18 protein-coding genes are annotated in these 17,723 nt (G+C 70.6%); 9 read left to right on the top strand and 9 right to left on the bottom strand.

Translation table 11 applies throughout. The features are described 5' to 3' along the window. Positions 1–127: 127 nt before the first annotated feature. Both SCK26_RS20985 and SCK26_RS20980 read right to left on the bottom strand, forming a co-directional pair. Positions 128–976 carry a helix-turn-helix transcriptional regulator gene (locus tag SCK26_RS20985; protein WP_318202842.1) on the bottom strand — a complete coding sequence of 283 codons (849 nt, stop codon included), beginning with the start codon at positions 974–976 and terminating at the stop codon, positions 128–130. A gap of 17 nt (positions 977–993) precedes the next feature. After that, on the bottom strand, positions 994–1,746 hold the full coding sequence (locus SCK26_RS20980) for a DUF6879 family protein (RefSeq protein ID WP_318202841.1): 753 nt from the start codon (positions 1,744–1,746) through the stop codon (positions 994–996). Positions 1,747–1,925: 179 nt separating this feature from the next. On the opposite strand from SCK26_RS20980, the gene SCK26_RS20975 reads away from it, so the two are divergent. The 3 genes from SCK26_RS20975 (at position 1,926) to SCK26_RS20965 (ending at position 3,011) form a co-directional block, all read left to right on the top strand. Beyond that, a complete protein-coding gene (locus SCK26_RS20975) occupies positions 1,926–2,237 on the top strand; it encodes a hypothetical protein (RefSeq protein WP_318202840.1) in 312 nt (103 codons plus the stop codon). Beyond that, positions 2,221–2,454, top strand: a complete 234-nt coding sequence (locus tag SCK26_RS20970) for a DUF397 domain-containing protein (RefSeq protein WP_318202839.1) — start codon at positions 2,221–2,223, stop codon at positions 2,452–2,454. The genes SCK26_RS20975 and SCK26_RS20970 overlap by 17 nt, the downstream gene beginning before the upstream one ends. An 86-nt stretch (positions 2,455–2,540) precedes the next feature. Continuing rightward, complete coding sequence (locus SCK26_RS20965; protein WP_318202838.1) at positions 2,541–3,011, top strand: hypothetical protein; 471 nt, start codon at positions 2,541–2,543, stop codon at positions 3,009–3,011. 36 nt (positions 3,012–3,047) lie between these two features. Here the strand turns inward: SCK26_RS20965 and SCK26_RS20960 are convergent, their stop codons facing one another. Continuing rightward, positions 3,048–4,586, bottom strand: coding sequence for a cellulase family glycosylhydrolase (locus tag SCK26_RS20960; RefSeq protein ID WP_318202837.1), 1,539 nt, complete (start codon positions 4,584–4,586; stop codon positions 3,048–3,050). 153 nt (positions 4,587–4,739) lie between these two features. Further along, positions 4,740–5,717: a WD40 repeat domain-containing protein gene (locus SCK26_RS20955; protein ID WP_318202836.1), complete on the bottom strand. Its 978-nt coding sequence runs from the start codon at positions 5,715–5,717 to the stop codon at positions 4,740–4,742. 99 nt (positions 5,718–5,816) lie between these two features. Here SCK26_RS20955 and SCK26_RS20950 point away from each other — a divergent pair, with 99 nt between their 5' ends. From SCK26_RS20950 to SCK26_RS20940, 3 genes are all read left to right on the top strand, one after another. Further along, on the top strand, positions 5,817–6,491 hold the full coding sequence (locus tag SCK26_RS20950) for a GDSL-type esterase/lipase family protein (protein WP_318202835.1): 675 nt from the start codon (positions 5,817–5,819) through the stop codon (positions 6,489–6,491). Between the two features lie 445 nt (positions 6,492–6,936). Next, positions 6,937–7,428 carry a carboxymuconolactone decarboxylase family protein gene (locus SCK26_RS20945; protein WP_318202834.1) on the top strand — a complete coding sequence of 164 codons (492 nt, stop codon included), beginning with the start codon at positions 6,937–6,939 and terminating at the stop codon, positions 7,426–7,428. 64 nt (positions 7,429–7,492) lie between these two features. Next, positions 7,493–8,488, top strand: a complete 996-nt coding sequence (locus SCK26_RS20940) for an aldo/keto reductase (RefSeq protein WP_318202833.1) — start codon at positions 7,493–7,495, stop codon at positions 8,486–8,488. Between the two features lie 356 nt (positions 8,489–8,844). On the opposite strand, the gene thpR is transcribed toward SCK26_RS20940, so the two are convergent. Next, a complete protein-coding gene (gene thpR / locus SCK26_RS20935) occupies positions 8,845–9,417 on the bottom strand; it encodes an RNA 2',3'-cyclic phosphodiesterase (protein ID WP_318202832.1) in 573 nt (190 codons plus the stop codon). A 40-nt stretch (positions 9,418–9,457) separates the two neighbouring features. Here thpR and SCK26_RS20930 point away from each other — a divergent pair, with 40 nt between their 5' ends. Further along, entirely contained in the window at positions 9,458–9,979 is a 522-nt protein-coding gene (locus SCK26_RS20930) for a GNAT family N-acetyltransferase (RefSeq protein WP_318202831.1), read from the top strand. Positions 9,980–10,315: 336 nt separating this feature from the next. Here SCK26_RS20930 and SCK26_RS20925 read toward each other — a convergent pair whose 3' ends face one another. From SCK26_RS20925 to SCK26_RS20915, 3 genes are all read right to left on the bottom strand, one after another. Then, the gene (locus tag SCK26_RS20925) at positions 10,316–11,665 is read right to left on the bottom strand and encodes an MFS transporter (protein WP_318202830.1); all 1,350 of its coding nucleotides are present in this window, start codon (positions 11,663–11,665) and stop codon (positions 10,316–10,318) included. Between the two features lie 44 nt (positions 11,666–11,709). Continuing rightward, complete coding sequence (locus tag SCK26_RS20920; RefSeq protein ID WP_318202829.1) at positions 11,710–12,147, bottom strand: MarR family winged helix-turn-helix transcriptional regulator; 438 nt, start codon at positions 12,145–12,147, stop codon at positions 11,710–11,712. Between the two features lie 192 nt (positions 12,148–12,339). After that, the gene (locus tag SCK26_RS20915; RefSeq protein ID WP_318202828.1) at positions 12,340–13,791 is read right to left on the bottom strand and encodes an NCS2 family permease; all 1,452 of its coding nucleotides are present in this window, start codon (positions 13,789–13,791) and stop codon (positions 12,340–12,342) included. Between the two features lie 150 nt (positions 13,792–13,941). Between SCK26_RS20915 and SCK26_RS20910 the strand changes: the two genes are divergently transcribed. Both SCK26_RS20910 and SCK26_RS20905 read left to right on the top strand, forming a co-directional pair. Further along, entirely contained in the window at positions 13,942–14,208 is a 267-nt protein-coding gene (locus tag SCK26_RS20910; protein ID WP_318202827.1) for a DUF2530 domain-containing protein, read from the top strand. Positions 14,209–14,345: 137 nt separating this feature from the next. Beyond that, complete coding sequence (locus SCK26_RS20905; protein WP_318202826.1) at positions 14,346–16,739, top strand: HAD-IC family P-type ATPase; 2,394 nt, start codon at positions 14,346–14,348, stop codon at positions 16,737–16,739. Positions 16,740–16,793: 54 nt separating this feature from the next. Here SCK26_RS20905 and SCK26_RS20900 read toward each other — a convergent pair whose 3' ends face one another. After that, on the bottom strand, positions 16,794–17,576 hold the full coding sequence (locus SCK26_RS20900; RefSeq protein WP_318202825.1) for a hypothetical protein: 783 nt from the start codon (positions 17,574–17,576) through the stop codon (positions 16,794–16,796). Positions 17,577–17,723 lie beyond the last annotated feature (147 nt).

Here is a 17,723-nt window from a genome sequence, read left to right as displayed (position 1 = left end):
CCGCCCATGTTTTGGACCACGCGTACACAACAAGGGTTGAGCCGAACGCTACCCCGCCGCCGGCCACCGGCTCCCGCACGAACGCGCCTAGGGAAGACCGCGGATGACGTCGTGCGGCCGTACGTCCTCAGACCTTGATACTCCGCCGTACCCGGGCGATCACCTGCTGCGCCTCCGCCCCGAACACCGCCGATTCCGCGAAGGTGTCCCACACGCGGCGATAGAGAGTGATCGTTTCGGCATCGTCCAGCCATAGTTCGGCGTGCCAGTTCTCGACTACGACCAGACGCTCGTCCAGCACATTGAACGAGTTGCCCATCACCAGTGGCAGCGTTCCGTCCAGCGGCAGGATTCCCAGGTTCAGGGTGTCCATGCCGACCACGCCCAGCAGCCGGTCCAGTTGGGGTGCCAGTATTTCCGGTGGACAGATGCGACCCCACAGCACGCTTTCGGGCATAAGCAGGTTGAACCGCTTACCAGGTTGGTACAGCCATTCCTGCCGTTTCATGCGGGCCCGCACCGCGTCCTCCGTGTCCCTCGGGGACTTCTGGAGTTTGGCGTGTCGCTCGAAGATGTACCGGGCATAGTCGGCTGTCTGGAGCATGCCGTTGATGGCAGCGCTGCTCAGCGCATACAGAGTCGTACTGTTGAAGACGAGCGTGTTCCATGTTGCTTGGACTGGGGCGTGCCCTGCCGCGAGTTGACGCCGCCAAGACCGGATGTGACTCTCGAAGCCCTTCAGACGTGCGCGTAGTTCCGGGAACATGGCAGGCTGTCCCACCGCCTCGGCCCACGCCCGCAGGTCCTCGTCCGTGGGAGTCTGTCTGCCGTTCTCCAGTTTGCTGATCTTCGACTGGGACCATCCCAGTCGCTCGGCCAGTGCCGAACCGGTGAGCCGGCCATCAGGGTTTTCGATGCGCAGTTCTCTGAGCCTGCGACCCAGTTCCGCCCGCGCCCTCTGATAGTCCGTGCTCACCGGTATCCGCTCTTGCCCTATGTGTCGTCGTTCATCTTCTCCGTGAACTGCTTCCACGGTACGGCGTGGTGCCAAGCAGCATCCCGCACCATGCAGCAGCGCACCACCTCCGCCGGCTCGGTGATCAGGTCCACGTGCGTGAGCTGGTCGTCGTCATCAAACCGCAGGAGAGCGATGAGGCGGCTGTCGAACAGCCAGAAGTCCTCGGCGGGGAGCCGGAGCCGGTCCGCGTCGGCACGCCACAGATTGCGGATGTCCTCGCCCATGGCGCTGTTCCGTTTGGCGTTGTCGAGGAGGTAGAGCTGCCCCGTGGTCGGCGGCTCATCCACAATGCGCACACGTTCGACACGCTTGCCCTGAGAGGTCTGCTCACGGATCGTCTTGCAGTACGGATGGTCGAACGTCCAGTTGGCCGCGCCGGTCGCCACGAACTGCCGGTATGTGTCGGCCGCTTCATCACTCGCGTAGCGACGCCTGGTCTCCAAACGCCATGCGGTGTGGTCGAACTTACTGAACAGAGCGCTGAACTCGTTCAGATCGATGGACTTCACCTGCCGCGTCCTCTCCTTCGGCGTCCAGTCGACAAGCAGCTCACGCGGGACCACCACCGCCACCTCACCTTCCGAGAGGTGCTGAAGTTGTGCCACGTCCTCCCGGTCGGTCAGTGGGGGACCGTGCACGATCACCTCCCCGCTGTCCAAGTCCTCGTGCACAGCTGGACATCCGTCCTCACCACTCCCCGTCCCGTTGAACCGCAACCTGCGCGCCATGCGCAACCACCCCCTGGGTGTCGACGAAGCTCGTAGGCCTAGCATCTCGGTGACTCACAGCGAATGTCCATGCATCCAGAGTGACAGTCTGAGAATAACGAAGAATATTCGCCCCCTTGCTCCCCGCCCGCCCCCTACGGTCGTCCCCGAAGCCACCCACCCCCACCTCGGGAGACCCGGTGACCCCCATGGCCGACGCCCAGCCCCGCTCCCCGGACCGGCTTCCCCCCGGCTTCGACGCCTGGCTGCTCGACTGCGCCCCCGCCGCCGGCTGCGACGTCTGCGGAGCGAACTGGCGACAGCTGCTCGCCTGCAAGCGGGACGGGAACATCACCCAGGCCATGCGCCACGCCACCGAGATCCGGGACCACCCCTCGGGCGTGCACATCCGCCCCTCATCCCCCACGAACCCCCGCCCACGCAGGGCGGCGGCGGCCGGACACGGCCGCGACAGCGGAGCAGGAAGGTACAGCGATGGTGAACGGAAGTGACCTGTACGCGCTCGACCTCGGCGGCGCCTCGTTCCTGAAGGCGTGCGGCGGGAACACCCATCCGGACGGCGAGTCCTGCGTGATCCTCGCCCGTATCGGCGCGGACGCCTGGGCGCTCGGTGACAGCAAGCGGCCCGACAAGGAGCCGCTGCGGTTCACCACGAACGAGCTGAGCGCCGCCGGTATCGACCCGGCCCGCTTCGGTCCGGCCCGCTGAGCCTCCCCGGCCGAGAAGACCAGCCGGTTCCGGACCGTCGTCGCACGGGCGGAACCGGCCCGCACAGCACACCGAAGAGGACCCGGGTGCACCACCACGCCTACCTCTGGACCGGCCCCAAGCCCCGTTTCGACCAGGATGCCCTCCGGCGCCCGCCCCCTCCCGAGCCGCCCCCGCCCACCAGCGGTCCGGAACTGATCCAGCGGTACCGGCTGGCCACCGTCGAGTTCCCCACCTCCGACCTGCCCCCGCTGGAGACCGCGTACTGGCTGGTCAAACCCCGTTCGATCGTCAGAGGCAGCTGGTCCGAACCCTCCGCGGCCGCCGCCTGGCTCGGGGAGCGGCTGGCCGAGTACGCGCCCCGGTTCGCCGTCGGCGCGTACCGCGAACCCGGCCGCCTCGCCGTCCTCCTCGCCTCCGCCGGCGAGCGGCTGAAGACGGGCGGCGACGTCTCGCTCGGGTTCTATCTCGAACAGCCCGCGTTCCTGTCCGTGGCCCTGGTGGGCTGCTCCCCCCATCGCGCCCGCCCGGACCTGCCCTGCCCGCTCAGCACGTGACGAGGGCGCCCGGTGTCGCGCCGGGCGCCCCCCTTCTCACGCCGCCGTGCAGGTCAGCGTGGGCGTCGCCGCTCCACCCGGCGTCGCTCCGAAGCCGAAGCTCGCCGAAGTCCCGGCCGCCAGGCTCCCGTTGTGAGCCGCGTTCACGACCGTCACGCTCGCGCCGCTCTGGGTGTAGCTCGCGTTCCACATGGACGAGATCTTCTGCGCCCCGCCCCACGTCCACGTCACCTTCCAGGACTTGAGCGCGACCGTGCCGGTGTTGGACACCTTCACCTCGGCGTTGAAGCCACCGCCCCAGTCGCTGCTGACGGTGTAGGCCGCGCTGCACGCGGGGGTGCTGCCGCCTCCGCCGCCGTTGTCACCGCCACCGCCGCCACCGCTCCCGCCGCCCGGGAACAGCGGCGCCTTGATGCCGGCCAGGTACCCGTCCTTCACCGTGTCGACGGTGGTCCAGTCGTCCTTCAGGATGCCGCCGGTGTCCCCGGAGTTGGGGTTCAGGGACCAGTACGTCCAGTGGAAGGAGTCCGCGCCGTACGTGGACGTCGGCCGCAGGTAGTCCGCCAGCGCGGCCAGCCACTTCTGGTCGACGGACGACTGGAGCGTCGTACCGAACTCGCCCACCCAGACCGGAGCGATGTTCTGCTTGAAGATGTAGCCCCAGTACTTGTCCCAGACGCCCGGCATGTTGGCCGGGAAGGACGGGTCGCTGAACCAGCTCTGCTGGGCCACGCTCGTGGCGTAGTCGTGGGCGGAGTAGACGACCCGGCCCGGCACGCTGAGCTGCACGGGATACTGGCCGACGCCCATCAGGTTGCCGCCCCACCAGCCGGACACGCCGTTGTACGTCTGCACGCCCTCGACGAAGACGAGCAGGTCCGGGTTGACCGACAGGACCGCGTTCCCGGCGCGCTGGGCCGCCAGGCGCCAGTCGGTGGCCTGGTCGCCGCAGCCCCAGCACGCCGGGTCGTGCGGCTCGTTGTGCAGGTCGATGCCGATCACCGTGTCCTGGCCCTGGTAACGGGCGGCCAGGGACTTGAGGTTGGCGATCCACGTCGATTCCGGAACGGACGCGGTGTACCAGAGCGCCGACTGGCCGGCGGAGTCGGGACGGTGCCGGTCCAGGATGACCTTCAGCCCGTCCTGACCCGCGTACGCGACGATCCGGTCCAGCACCTGGAGCGAGGTGAGGCCCTGGAGGTCGGCGTTCTTGCCGGCGGAGACGTCGATGCCGCTGGGCGTCGCGCCGGGCTTGAAGATGTCGTCGCTGTAGGGGATCCGCAGGGTGTTGTAACCCAGCGACCTCACCTGGTCGATCATGCTCTTGTAGTCGCGGGACCACAGACCGTGGACCACCAGGTTGCTGGTCTCGAAGCCGAACCAGTTGATCCCGGCGATGCGCACCGGCTGACCGGCCGCGTCCAGGATCTGCCGGCCGCTGGTGTGCCAGTACCCGGCGCCGGGAGCGGCGGCGGCCGTCGGCGCGTCGGCCGCCTGTGCCGCGTAGGCCCCGGTCAGAGGCAGGAGGAGCGCCGCCGCAGCGGTGCACAGCGCTCTTCGGAGGGTGCGGAACATGTGTCGGTTCCTCTCGGCAGGCGCGGCAGCCGACAAAAATGGGAGCGCTCCCAAGCGCCGCGCACGGCACAGGAAACCCAGATCAACATGAGCACGTCAATACCTGCGGCACACCTCGGTACACACCGCTCCCCGGCCCCGCCGGCCGTCCGGTCAGTTGCGCCGCAGCCGGCGCAGCCCCAGGAACGCCGCCACTCCGACGGCCAGGATCACGATGCCCACCTTCAGGCTCGGGGTGCCGTCCTTGTCGTCGGAGGCGTGGGAACCTCCGTCGGCGGAGGGAGAGTTCGCGGCCGGGCGTTCGGGAGCGTCGGCCGCCTGGACCGCGCTGTCCGCGCCCTCGCTGCCGTACATCAGCCTGGTGCCGTCGGCGGAGTACGACACGGACTCGCCCTGCCCCTGGAACGGCACGTCCAGGCGGCCCCGGCGCTTGATCCGGCCGTCGTTCCAGTCGTAGTAGACGCCACCGAAGTAGCCGCGCACGGCGAGCTGCCGGCCGTCCGGGGAGAAGGCCGCGTCGGTGGCCCACAGGTCCACGGGCGCGACCTGGCGGAAGACGTTCGCTCCGGACGTGGAGAGGGCCGCCGGGCCCTCGTACAGGTGCCCGCCCTCCTCGTTCTTGTCGATGATGTAGACGCGTCCCGTCCTGGGGTGGACGATCAGCGACTCCGCGTCGCGCGGGCCGTCCGCGTACTTCACCACGTACTGCGTGGCCGAGACCGTCTGGTCCGTCAGCCGCTTCGGCTCGGGCAGCCGGTAGATCCACACGTACGGCCACTTCCCGCCGAAGTTGTCGCCGATGTCGCCGACGTAGATCTGGTTGTCCGGCCCGATGGAGACGGCCTCGACATCGCGCGGGGAGCCGATGCCGCGCAGGGTGATCCGGGCGACGGTCCGGCCGGTGGCGCTGTCCACGGCGTACAGGTACGGCCCGTCGTCGCTGTCGTTGTGCGTCCAGTAGATCCCGGGGTGCTGCCGGGACGCGGCGAGCCCGCTGGACTCGGTTATCCGGGGATCCTTGATGGTGAAACCCTTGTCCCCCGCCCCCTCGGCGGTCCCGGTGGCGGAGGCGGGCAGCGCGCAGGCACCGGCGAGCAGCACACCGGCGAGTACGGCGAACGATCGACGCATGACCCAAGCCTGCCATTCCCCGAGGGGGTCCCGAAGACGTGGTCCGCCTCACAGGGCCCGCCGATCCCAGCGGTTGGGGCCATCGTCCATGATGAGCCGATGCTTAGGTTCATGCCCGTGGGCGACTCCATGACGATCGGGAGCGCGGGCGAGCACACATGGCGCTACCGGCTGTGGCGGCACCTGCGCGGTACGTACGCCGGCCCCTTCACCTTCGTCGGCCCGCGCGAGACCCTCTACGACCAGCGGGCCGGCGCACCGACGTCCCTCGCCTACGCCGAACCCGCCTTTCCCCGCGGGCACCTGGCGGGCTGGGGCGAGGGCTGGCTGCACATGGCCCCGCTGATCGGCGAGGCGGTGCGCGCCCACCGGGCCGACGTGCTGCTGGTCTCCCTCGGCCTGATCGACCTCGGCTTCTACACCAACGCCGAGCAGACGGCGGAGAACGTACGGGCGTTCGTCGCGGGCGCGCGGGAGGCCGAGCCGCGGATACGGATGGTGCTGCTGCCGGTCATACCCAACGTCCGGGCCGCGTCGGACGCGCCCTTCGCCGACCAGGTGGACCGGTTCAACGACCTGCTCGCCAAGACGGTCGCCGACCTGGACGAGCCCCGCTCGCCGCTGCTGACGGCCTCGCGGCCCGAGGAGTGGGACATCGGCACCGACACCTATGACGGCACGCATCCCAACGCGAACGGGGAGCACCGGATCGCCGGGGCGTTCGCGGGGGCGATGTGGGAGGCGTGGGGGATCGGACGGCCGTACGAGGAATGATCAGGGCGGCTGGAATCCGGCGTGCCCCGGGCGCGGCGCCTATCGTTGCACTGCACGGCCGCACCTGTTCGTGGGGCGCCAGGGCGCGGGCACCCGCACCGAAGCACCGGCCGGCGTGAAGGCGTCGTCCAGCGGCTGGAGCAGCAGCACGTCCTCGCCGCGCCGGGCCGGCGGCCGGCGGGCCGAGCAGCTCGGGATGGTCCGCCTCCGCCGCAGGCAGCGGCGCGGGAACGCCGGCGACGAGCCGGGCACGAACAGACATGTCGGTCTCCAGGAGTGGTACCGCTCCGCAGCGTGGGGGACGCCTCCGACAACCGGTCCGGCGGTCCGGTGACGCGGGTCACACGCCCCGCCCTGTCACATCGGCGGAGCGGGCGGCATCTCATGGCGACCGGACGCCGCGCGCCACGTCCGCGCGGCCCCACTCGCTCGTGAGGACGACACCATGACCACGAAAGCCCGTATCGACCTGACCGCCGGCGACCTCGGCGCCAGGCTCTCCAAGCGGTTCGCCGCCCTCGGCCTCGGCGTCACGCAGTCGGCGCTGCCCCGCAGCACCCAGGAGCTGGTGATGCTGCGCGCCAGCCAGATCAACGGCTGCGGTTTCTGCGTCGACCTGCACACCAAGGAGGCGGCGGCGGCCGGCGAGAGCGCGCTGCGCCTGCACCTGGTGGCCGCCTGGCGCCACTCCACCGTGTTCACCGAGGCCGAGCGGGCCGCGCTGGCGCTCGCCGAGGAGGGCACCCGGCTCGCCGACGCCCAGCAGGGCGTGTCCGACGCCACCTGGCAGGAGGTCCGCGAGCACTACGACGAGGAGCAGGCCGCGGCGCTGGTCTACCTCGTCGCCGTGATCAACGCGGCCAACCGGCTCAGCGTGATCGCGCACCACCGGGGCGGCTCCTACGAGCCCGGCATGTTCGCCCAGCTGCAAAGCTGACCGGCACCGCGCGCGGCGGCGAGCCCTTGCCTAGAGCGCACTCCAGGACGTTGGCTAGTGGACCATGGAGTACACGCAGCTCGGACGCACGGGACTCAAGGTCAGCCGGCTCGTCCTCGGGACGATGAACTTCGGACCGCAGACCGACGAAGCGGACAGCCACGCGATCATGGACGCGGCGCTGGACGCGGGCATCAACTTCTTCGACACCGCCAACGTGTACGGCTGGGGCGAGAACAAGGGCCGCACCGAGTCCATCATCGGCAACTGGTTCGCCAAGGGCGGCGGACGGCGCGAGAAGACCGTCATCGCCACCAAGGTCTACGGCAACATGGACGCGGACGGCGCCACGGTGTGGCCCAACCACGACAAGCTCTCGGCGCTGAACATCCGGCGCGCGGTGGACGCCAGCCTGAAGCGGCTCCAGACCGACCACATCGACCTCTACCAGTTCCACCACATCGACCGCAGCACGCCGTTCGAGGAGATCTGGCAGGCGATCGACGTCCTCGTCCAGCAGGGCAAGATCCTCTACGTCGGCTCCAGCAACTTCCCCGGCTACAAGATCGCCCAGGCCAACGAGGCCGCCGCCCGCCGCGCCGGCACCATCGGGCTGGTCAGCGAGCAGTGCCTCTACAACCTGGCCGAGCGGCGCGCCGAGATGGAGGTCATCCCGGCCGCGCAGGACTACGGCCTCGGGGTCATCCCGTGGTCGCCGCTGCACGGCGGTCTGCTCGGCGGGGTCATCAAGAAGGAGGTCCAGGGCGGTCGCCGTGCCTCCGGCCGGGCCGCCGACACGCTCAAGGACCCGGCGGCCCGCGCGCAGATCCAGGCGTACGAGGACCTGCTCGACAAGCACGGCCTGGAGCCCGGCGAGGTGGCCCTGGCCTGGCTGCTCACCCGCCCCGGCGTCACCGGCCCGATCGTCGGCCCGCGCACCGCGGGACAGCTGGAGTCCGCGCTGCGGGCCGTCGAGCTGGAACTGAGCGAGGAACTCCTCACCGGCCTCGACGAAATCTTCCCGGGCCCGGGCCCGTCTCCGGAGGCCTTCGCCTGGTAGAGCCCGGAAGGGGCGGCCCCGAAGGCACACGGGGAACCGTGCGACCGGCCGCATCCGGCCGACGACCGGCCTCACCCGGCCGGGCGGCCGGGAAACGGTCCGCGGTTCCCCGCCGCTCCTCCCGCCCGCGCCCGGCAAAAGCGTCCCGGAAGGAGCGCGGGCGACCGCGCGACCGGCCACGACCGGCGCAGCCGACCAACGGCCCGCGATCCCCACAGCTCCCCCGCGCCCCGCGAAGGCACCCCGGAAGGGCGCGCGCCTACCGCACGGCCGACGCCACAGCCACCACCACGAACATCAACACAAGCGCACCGGCCATGATCCGGTTCCGGGTTTTCGGGTCCACGTATTCGAGACTAACCGCCGCCGCCCAGCGCCCAGCGCCCGACCACCTCGTACCGAGGCTGCTCCCCCGGCACCCCGGACGCCGGCAGCCTGCTGCGCATCAGCGCCAGGTCCGCCGCGGTCCAGCTCGCGCCGGCGAACTCCGCGAGCGCGTCGACGTACGGCCGTACGTCCAGCGCGTGCCGGCTGCGGGCCAGTGTGAGGTGGGCCTTGTACCGCCGCTGCTCCCCGCCCGGCAGCCCCGCCTTGCGCGCCGCCGCCTCCGCCCGGCCGGCCAGCAGCCGCAGTTCCTCCACCTCCCCCCGGGCGCCCGCCCACAGCGTGCGGCCCTGCCCGAACTGGCCGCCGCCCGCGAGGGAGAGGGTGAAGGGCGCCGCCCGCCGGGCCGCGCCGGCCAGCCGGGCCGACAGGGCGGGTACGACGTCGTCGGCGACCTCGCCGTAGAAGGCGAGCGTGAAGTGCCAGCCGGGACGGCCCGTCCAGCGCAGCCGCCCGGCGCCCGGCAGCCGCCGCAACCGGGCCACTTCGACGGCCAGTTCGTCCGCGATGTCCTCCGGGAGCAGTACGGCGGCGAAGAGTCTCATGGCACTCACGATCCCAGACCCCGGCGGGCATGATGGGCCGATGACGATCACCATCCGAGAAGGCGGCCCCGGCGATCTGCCCGCGATACTCCGCATGCTCGACAGCAGCGTGGAGTGGCTGGTCTCACAGGGCCGCACCCGCCAGTGGGGCACCGAGCCGCTGTCGGGGACCAGGACGGTCGAGGCCGTGGAGCGGGCCATGGCCCAGGGCACCACGTACATCGCCGAGATCGACGGGATACCGGCGGCCACCCTCACCCTCACCGACGGGCCCGGCGCCTACCTGTCGCATCTGCCGGCGCCCGGCGAGCCCGAGCGGTACATCCACTGGCTGGCCTCCGACCGCCGCTTCAAGGGCCGGGGCGCGGGCAGCGCGCTGCTCGCACACGCCGCCGAGGTGACCCGGCGGGCGGGGGTGGGCCTGCTGCGGGTGGACTGCTACGCCGGTGACGACCGCAAGCTCGTCGCCTACTACGAGGCCAACGGCTTCACTCCGACACACCCCTACACCCACGGCCCCGACGCCTGGCCCGGCCAGGTGCTGGCCCGAAGGGTCGACTAGCACCCTCCGGAAGCCGCACCGGCCGGCGGAACCATGCGGCCGTCGCCGATTCCACCGAGCCGGCGGAAGCACGCGACCGTCGCTGGTTCCAACGGACCGCCGGTGGGATCACGCGGCCGTCGCCGGCTCCACCAGGCCGGTGGAACTACGCGGCCCTCGCCGATTCCACCGAACCGGCGGAAGCACGCGGTCGCCGCCGGCTCCACCGGACCGCCGATGGGATCACGCGGCTGACGCCGGCTCCACCAGGCCGGTGGAACTACGCGGCCGTCGCCAGTCCCACCAGGCCGGTGGAAGCACGCCGCCGTCGCCAGTTCCGCCGGACCGCCGGTGGTGCTACGCGGCTGTCGCCAGTTGTTCCCGCTCGCGCGGGACGAAGCGGACGCTCGGGTGGCCGTGGTGCCAGCCCACCGCCAGCCGCAGGCCGCCGATGCGGGCCAGGACCAGACCGATCGCGCCGGCCGCGACGGCCGACACCACGCCGCCGGCCACGAAGCCGGCCCGCGGGCCGTAGGTGTCGGTGATCCAGCCGACCACCGGCGCGCCCAGCGGCGTACCGCCCATGAACACCATCATGAACAGGGCCATCACCCGGCCGCGCATGGCCGGGTCGGTGGCCATCTGCACGGCCGTGTTCGCGGTGACGTTCACCGTCAGGCCGAACACGCCGATCGGCACCATGAGCAGTGCGAACAGCCAGTACGACGGCGCGACCGCGGCGACGATCTCCAGCGTGCCGAAGGCCAGCGCGGCGGCGATCAGCACGCGCAGCCGGGCCGTGCCGCGCCGGGCGGCCAGCAGGGCGCCGACCAGGGAGCCGACGGCCATCAGGGTGTTGAAGAGGCTGTAGGCACCGGCCCCGGCGTGGAAGACGTCGTCCGCGTAGGCGGTCAGCCATACCGGGAAGTTGAAGCCGAAGGTGCCGATGAAGCCGACCAGGACGATGGGCCAGATCAGTTCCGGCCGCTTGGCCACATAACTCAGGCCCTCGCGCAGCTGGCCCTTGCCGCGCGGCGTGCGCTCGACCACGTGCAGTTCGCGGGCGCGCATCAGCAGCAGACCGGTGATCGGCGCGGCGAAGGACAGGCCGTTGGCGAGGAACGCCCAGCCGGTGCCCACGCCGGTGATCATCAGACCGGCCACGGCGGGGCCGACGAGCCGGGCGGACTGGAAGTTCGCCGAGTTCAGGCTGACCGCGTTCTGCAACTGGTCCGGTCCGACCATCTCCGAGACGAAGGACTGGCGGGCCGGGTTGTCCAGCACCGTGGCGAGGCCGACGGCGAAGGCGGCGACGTAGACGTGCCAGACCCGGACCTGTCCGGACAGGGTGAGCGCGGCGAGCGCGAGCCCGGTGACGGCCATCGCGGACTGGGTGACCAGCAGGGTGGGCCGCTTGGGCAGGCGGTCCACGAGGACACCGCCGTACAGGCCGAACAGCAGCATCGGCAGGAACTGCAGGGCCGTGGTGATGCCGACGGCGGCCGAGGAGCCGGTGAGGCTGAGGACCAGCCAGTCCTGGGCGATGCGCTGCATCCACGTGCCCGTGTTGGACACGACCTGGCCGGCGAAGAAGAGGCGGTAGTTCCGGATCCTCAGCGAGCTGAACATCGAGGATTTACGCGCGTCGGGCACGGTGGTGGTAGGGGTCGGTGCGGGGGCGGAAGGTGTTCCGGATCCCGTACTCAAAAGGATTCGCCTCCTCCTTCTCCGGTGCGTTCGCCCATGGGCGCTTACAGATGTGCGAGTTTCTCCAGCACGGGGGCGGCGGCGCGCAGGGCGGCCCACTCGTCCTCGTCCAGACCCTCGGCGAGACCGGCCAGGAAGGCGTTGCGCTTGCGGCGGCTCTCTTCGAGCATCGCCTCCGCCTGCTCGGTCTGGGTGACGACCTTCTGACGCCGGTCCTCGGGGTGCGGCTCCAGCCGGACCAGCCCCTTGGCCTCGAGCAGCGCGACGATGCGGGTCATCGACGGCGGCTGGACGTGCTCCTTGCGGGCCAGTTCACCCGGGGTGGCGGAGCCGCAGCGGGCGAGGGTGCCGAGCACCGACATCTCGGTGGGGCTCAGCGACTCGTCGACCCGCTGGTGCTTGAGCCGACGGGACAGCCGCATCACGGCGGAACGGAGGGCGTTCACAGCGGCAGCGTCGCCGCCATGGGTAAGGTCCGGCATGTTCTTTAGCGTAACTCATTACTCTGACTAAAGACCACCGGAGCGGGCCGTACTGCCCGTGACCCCCGCCACTGAATCCTCCACTCATCCGTACGGGTGAGATGAAAAGGCTCCGGCGGCATGCGGTGAAAAAGAAATGAGCGCCCGGGACGATGCCGTCCGGACGCTCATTCGAGGTGATTTTCTACGGGGTCACGTGAGGCCCAGGGCCGGCATCAGGTAGTAGAAGGCGAAGACGGCCGAGACGATGTACATCGCCACCGGGATCTCCCGGGCCCGCCCGGCCACCAGGCGCAGCACCGTGAAGGTGATGAAGCCCATGCCGATGCCGTTGGTGATCGAGTAGGTGAACGGCATCATCAGCATCGTCACGAACGCCGGCATGGAGATGGTGTAATCCGCCCAGTCGATCTCCTTGATGGAGTTGGACAGGATCAGGAAGCCCACCGCGAGCAGCGCCGGGGTGGCCGCCTGGGACGGGACCATCGTGGCGATCGGCGTGAGGAAGAGCGCGACGGCGAAGAGGCCGCCCGTGACGACGTTCGCCAGGCCGGTGCGGGCGCCCTCGCCGACGCCCGCCGTGGACTCCACGAAGGCGGTGGTGGCCGACGCGGAGCTGGCGCCGCCCGCCGCGACCGCGACGCCGTCCACGAAGAGGACCTTGTTGATGCCCGGCATGTAGCCCTGGGCGTCGGTCAGCTTGGCCTCGTCGCTGATGCCCATGATCGTGCCCATCGCGTCGAAGAAGCACGACAGCAGGACCGTGAAGACGAACAGGATGCCGGTCAGGATGCCGACCTTGTGGAAGCCGCCGAACAGGCTGACCTGGCCGATCAGCCCGAGGTCGGGGGTGGAGACCGGGTTGCCGGGCCACTTCGGGACCGTCAGGCCCCAGGAGGGGATGGTGGCCACCGCGTTGATGATCATCGCCACCACGGTCATGCCGACGATGGAGAGCAGGATCGCGCCCGGGACCTTGCGGACGATCAGCGCGAAGGTGAGCAGCGCGCCCAGCACGAAGACCAGCACCGGCCAGCCGGTGAGGTGACCGCCGACGCCCAGCTGGAGCGGGACGGTGGTCTGGGCGGCGTCCGGCATCCGGGTGACGAAACCGGAGTCCACCAGGCCGATCAGCATGATGAACAGGCCGATACCGATGGAGATCGCCTTGCGCAGGCCGAACGGCACGGCGTTCATCACGCGCTCGCGCAGACCCGTGGCGACCAGCAGCATGACCACGAAACCGGCCAGGACGACCATGCCCATGGCGTCCGGCCAGGACATGCGCGGCGCGAGCTGGAGCGCGACGACCGAGTTCACGCCGAGGCCGGCGGCGAGCGCGATCGGCACGTTGCCGATGACGCCCATCAGCAGCGTGCTGAACGCGGCCGACAGCGTCGTCGCCGTCACCAGCTGGGCGTTGTCCAGGTGGTGCCCGTACATGTCCTTCGCGCTGCCGAGGATGATCGGGTTCAGCACGATGATGTACGCCATCGCGAAGAAGGTGGCGAGACCGCCCCGGACCTCGCGGGCGACGGAGCTGCCGCGCTCGGAGATCTTGAAGTAGCGGTCGAGGAAGCCGAAGGCGGGAGTGCCGCCCGGCCTCTCGGGGGTGGGGACCTTGGCAGGTGCCGAGGTGGACATGCGGGACCTCATCACCAGCGGGGTTCCCCCGAGCCCCGTTGGAGTTTCATACGAGCGGAAGCGGTCAAAGACAAACGGCTTCAGTATGAACGTATGAGTCATAGATCGCTATCTCCGCGCGTAGACCACGGCGGCGCATAAGCTGTGCGCATGGCTAAGTGGACCCCGAAGCACGAGGCGCCGGAGCCCCTGGAGGGGCCCGTGGTCGCCACCATCACCGGCGGCACCATCGTGTGGTTCGTCCTCTTCCTGGTCCAGCTGCCGTTCTACGGCTGGTTCGACGACCACGGCCACACCTGGTGGCTGTGGACCTGCCTGGCCGGAGGCGGCCTCGGCCTGATCGGCGTCTGGTACGTCCGCAAGCGGGACGCGGCGATCAAGCGGTCCGCCGCACGGGACGCGGCCGGCGCGGCCTAGGGCCTGCGGACGGCCCCCAGGGCCGGGGCCGAGGCGGCCGGAAATCGCCGTCGGTGCCGGGGCAGCGGGCCCGCCGGCGGCCCCGGTGAGAGTGCGCCGGTGGGCGGGTGGACGAGTCCGCACGTACCGTCGGATGCATGAGCCACATACGCGCGGGCGCGGAACTCGATCCGGTGCGTCCGGTGCCGTCGCCGACCCGTCCGGCCGGGCTCGGCCCCGCCGAGGTGGCGGAACGCGTCGCGCGCGGCCAGGTCAACGACGTGCCGGTGCGCAGCAGCCGCTCGCTCGGGCAGATCGTCCGGGCGAACGTCCTCACCCGGTTCAACGCGATCATCGGCGTGCTCTGGCTGATCATGCTGTTCGTCGCGCCGGTCCAGGACAGCCTCTTCGGCTTCGTGATCCTCGCCAACACCGCCATCGGGATCGTCCAGGAGTGGCGGGCCAAGCAGACCCTGGACTCGCTCGCGGTGATCGGGGAGGCCCGGCCGACGGTACGGCGGGACGGCGTGGCGACCGAGGTGGCCACGCACGAGATCGTCCTGGACGACCTCATCGAGATCGGCCCCGGCGACAGAATCGTGGTCGACGGCGTGTGCGCCGAGGCCGACGGCCTGGAGATCGACGAGTCGCTGCTCACCGGCGAGGCCGACCCCGTCGTCAAGCGCCCCGGCGACCAGGTCATGTCCGGCAGCTTCGTGGTCGCGGGCGGCGGCGCCTTCCAGGCGGTCAAGGTGGGCCGCGAGGCCTACGCCGCCCAGCTCGCCGAGGAGGCATCCCGCTTCACGCTCGTCCACTCCGAGCTGCGCTCCGGCATCTCCACCATCCTCAAGTACGTCACCTGGATGATGGTCCCGGCGGCCGCCGGACTGGTCGTCACCCAGCTCGTCGTCAAGAACGACGACCTCAAGGACGCCGTGGCCCGCACGGTCGGCGGAATCGTGCCGATGGTCCCCGAGGGGCTGGTGCTGCTCACCTCCGTGGCCTTCGCCATCGGCGTGATCCGGCTGGGCCGCAGGCAGTGCCTGGTGCAGGAGCTGCCGGCCATCGAGGGCCTGGCCCGCGTGGACACCGTCTGCCTGGACAAGACCGGCACCCTCACCGAGGGCGGCATGGACGTCACCGAGCTGCGGCCGCTGAACGGGGCGGACGGGACGTACATACGCAAGGTGCTCGGCGCGCTCGGCGAGTCCGACCCGCGTCCCAACGCCTCCCTCCGGGCGATCATCGACGCCTGCCCGGACAGCGAGGAGTGGCGCTGCGTGGAGTCGCTGCCGTTCTCCTCCGCCCGCAAGTACAGCGGGGCCGCGTTCAGCGAGGGCGACGGCGAGACCAGCACCTGGCTGCTGGGCGCCCCGGACGTGCTCCTCGCCCCCGGCGACCCTGCCCTGGCCGAGAGCGAGCGGCTCAACGAACAGGGACTGCGGGTGCTCCTGCTGACCCGCGCGCGCCGGGACCTGGACGACCCCGAGCCGGCCCGGGGCGCCCGGCCCACCGCCCTGGTCGTCCTCGAACAGCGGCTGCGGCCGGACGCCTCCGCCACCCTGCGCTACTTCGCCGAGCAGGACGTGCGCGCCAAGGTCCTCTCCGGGGACAACGCGGTGTCGGTCGGCGCGGTCGCCGCGAAGCTCGGCCTGGAGGGCACGGCCGTGGACGCGCGGCGGCTGCCCGCCGACCTGCCCGCGATGGCCGAGGCCCTGGACTCGGGCACCGTCTTCGGACGGGTCACCCCGCGGCAGAAGCGGGACATGGTGGACGCGCTGCAGTCCCGCGGCCGTACGGTCGCGATGACCGGGGACGGCGTGAACGACGTGCTGGCCCTGAAGAGCGCGGACATCGGGGTCGCCATGGGCTCCGGTTCCGAGGCCACCCGGGCGGTGGCGCAGATCGTGCTGCTGGACAACAGCTTCGCGAGCCTGCCGTCGGTGGTCGCCGAGGGCCGCCGGGTGATCGGCAACATCACGCGGGTGGCGACGCTGTTCCTGGTGAAGACCGTCTACTCGGTGCTGCTGGCGGTGCTGGTGGTGTGCGCGCGGGTGGAGTATCCCTTCCTGCCCCGCCATCTGACCCTGCTGTCCACGCTCACCATCGGCGTCCCGGCCTTCTTCCTGGCCCTCGCCCCCAACACGGAACGGGCCAGACCGCACTTCGTGCGCCGCGTGATGCGGTACGCCGTTCCCGGCGGGGTGCTGGCGGGAGCGGCGACCTTCCTGACGTACCTGCTCGCCCGGCACCACTACTCCGGCGCCGGCGCGCTGGACGCGGAGACCAGCGCGGCCACCCTGACCCTGTTCCTGATCTCCATATGGGTCCTGGCGATCATCGCCCGCCCCTACACCTGGTGGCGGGCGGCCCTGGTGGCGGCGATGAGCGCGGCCTTCCTGCTGGTCCTCGCCGTCCCCGCGCTCCAGGACTTCTTCGCGCTGAAACTGGTCGGCGTGACGATGCCGTGGGCCGCGGTCGGCGTGGCGGCGGTGGCCGGCGGGATGCTGGAGTACCTGTGGAGGTGGGTCGGCCGGCGTTTTGCGGACTAGGCCGGAACGGCCCCGGCCGCCGCCGGGGCCGCCCGCGCGGGCGAGCGCTCGTGCTTACTGCACGTCGACGTAGTCACCCGCGGCGCTGACGGCCGACGTGGTGGAGGTACCGGCGAAGCTGTAGCGGTAGTAGCCGTCGGAGCCGGCCGTGACCGTCGTCCTCAGGTTGCCCGTGGAGTCCGTCGTGACGGTCTTCAGCGTGGTGTAGGTGCTGGTGCCCGCCTTGCGGAACTGGAGCTTCACGGACTGGCCGGTGTACCCGTGGTACTTGCCGTCCTCCCAGTTGGCGCGGGAGAGCTTGCCCGTGACGGTGAGGGTCTTGCCCTTCTTCACCGGCTCCGGGGCGGCGTCGGCGGTGAGCTTGGCGGCGCGGCGGACCGGGAGGGTGCCGAGGTCGCTCTGCCACTTCTCGGCTTCGGTCTTCTCGTCGACCGCGAGCGCGCCCTGCTTCCAGGTGCCGGCGTCGGAGTTGTACAGCTCGGCGGCGGGCAGGGTGATCGTGGCCGAGCAGTTCACGGTGGTGGAGTTCACCGTGGTGCAGGTGCCCGGGGCGTCGCTGACGACCTGGGTGTCGGCGTCCTTCGCCGAGGTGCCGCGGTAGAGCACCGGCCCGGTCAGGACGTCGGACATCGAGACGGTGGTGGGGTGCGTCACGGTGTAGGTCGCCTTGACCTCGACGGTCGAGGTGGCACCGAGGGTGATCGCCTTGCCGCCGTTGACCTTCACGTTCGAGAAGGTCACGTTCGGCGCCGCGGTGGCCGCGTGGGCGGCGGGCACGGCGAAGGCGGAGAGGGCCAGGGCGCCGGAGACGGCGGCCACGGTGGCACGGATGCGCATGTGTTTCCCCTGAGGGAGAAGTGGATCGTGGAGTCGGTCGACTCACGCGATCAGATCCGCGGAGCACCTCATTGGTTGTACGGCAAGACACTTCCCGGCCGGATTTGGCCTGCTGATTACCCTCGCGTGACCCGAGCGGGAGAAACG

This window comes from Streptomyces sp. SCL15-4 (assembly GCF_033366695.1).
Lineage (GTDB): Bacteria > Actinomycetota > Actinomycetes > Streptomycetales > Streptomycetaceae > Streptomyces.
The sequence above is the reverse complement of the archived record's forward strand: the minus strand, read 5'-3'. Positions and strand labels throughout refer to the sequence as shown.

Coding starts and splice junctions, on each gene's coding strand:
- SCK26_RS20980 (WP_318202841.1), bottom strand. CDS start 1,746: ATGGCGCGCAGGTTGCGGTTCAACGGGACGGGGAGTGGTGAGGACGGA.
- SCK26_RS20970 (WP_318202839.1), top strand. CDS start 2,221: ATGGTGAACGGAAGTGACCTGTACGCGCTCGACCTCGGCGGCGCCTCG.
- SCK26_RS20960 (WP_318202837.1), bottom strand. CDS start 4,586: ATGTTCCGCACCCTCCGAAGAGCGCTGTGCACCGCTGCGGCGGCGCTC.
- SCK26_RS20955 (WP_318202836.1), bottom strand. CDS start 5,717: ATGCGTCGATCGTTCGCCGTACTCGCCGGTGTGCTGCTCGCCGGTGCC.
- SCK26_RS20950 (WP_318202835.1), top strand. CDS start 5,817: ATGCTTAGGTTCATGCCCGTGGGCGACTCCATGACGATCGGGAGCGCG.
- SCK26_RS20945 (WP_318202834.1), top strand. CDS start 6,937: ATGACCACGAAAGCCCGTATCGACCTGACCGCCGGCGACCTCGGCGCC.
- SCK26_RS20940 (WP_318202833.1), top strand. CDS start 7,493: ATGGAGTACACGCAGCTCGGACGCACGGGACTCAAGGTCAGCCGGCTC.
- thpR (WP_318202832.1), bottom strand. CDS start 9,417: ATGAGACTCTTCGCCGCCGTACTGCTCCCGGAGGACATCGCGGACGAA.
- SCK26_RS20930 (WP_318202831.1), top strand. CDS start 9,458: ATGACGATCACCATCCGAGAAGGCGGCCCCGGCGATCTGCCCGCGATA.
- SCK26_RS20920 (WP_318202829.1), bottom strand. CDS start 12,147: ATGCCGGACCTTACCCATGGCGGCGACGCTGCCGCTGTGAACGCCCTC.
- SCK26_RS20915 (WP_318202828.1), bottom strand. CDS start 13,791: ATGTCCACCTCGGCACCTGCCAAGGTCCCCACCCCCGAGAGGCCGGGC.
- SCK26_RS20910 (WP_318202827.1), top strand. CDS start 13,942: ATGGCTAAGTGGACCCCGAAGCACGAGGCGCCGGAGCCCCTGGAGGGG.
- SCK26_RS20905 (WP_318202826.1), top strand. CDS start 14,346: ATGAGCCACATACGCGCGGGCGCGGAACTCGATCCGGTGCGTCCGGTG.
- SCK26_RS20900 (WP_318202825.1), bottom strand. CDS start 17,576: ATGCGCATCCGTGCCACCGTGGCCGCCGTCTCCGGCGCCCTGGCCCTC.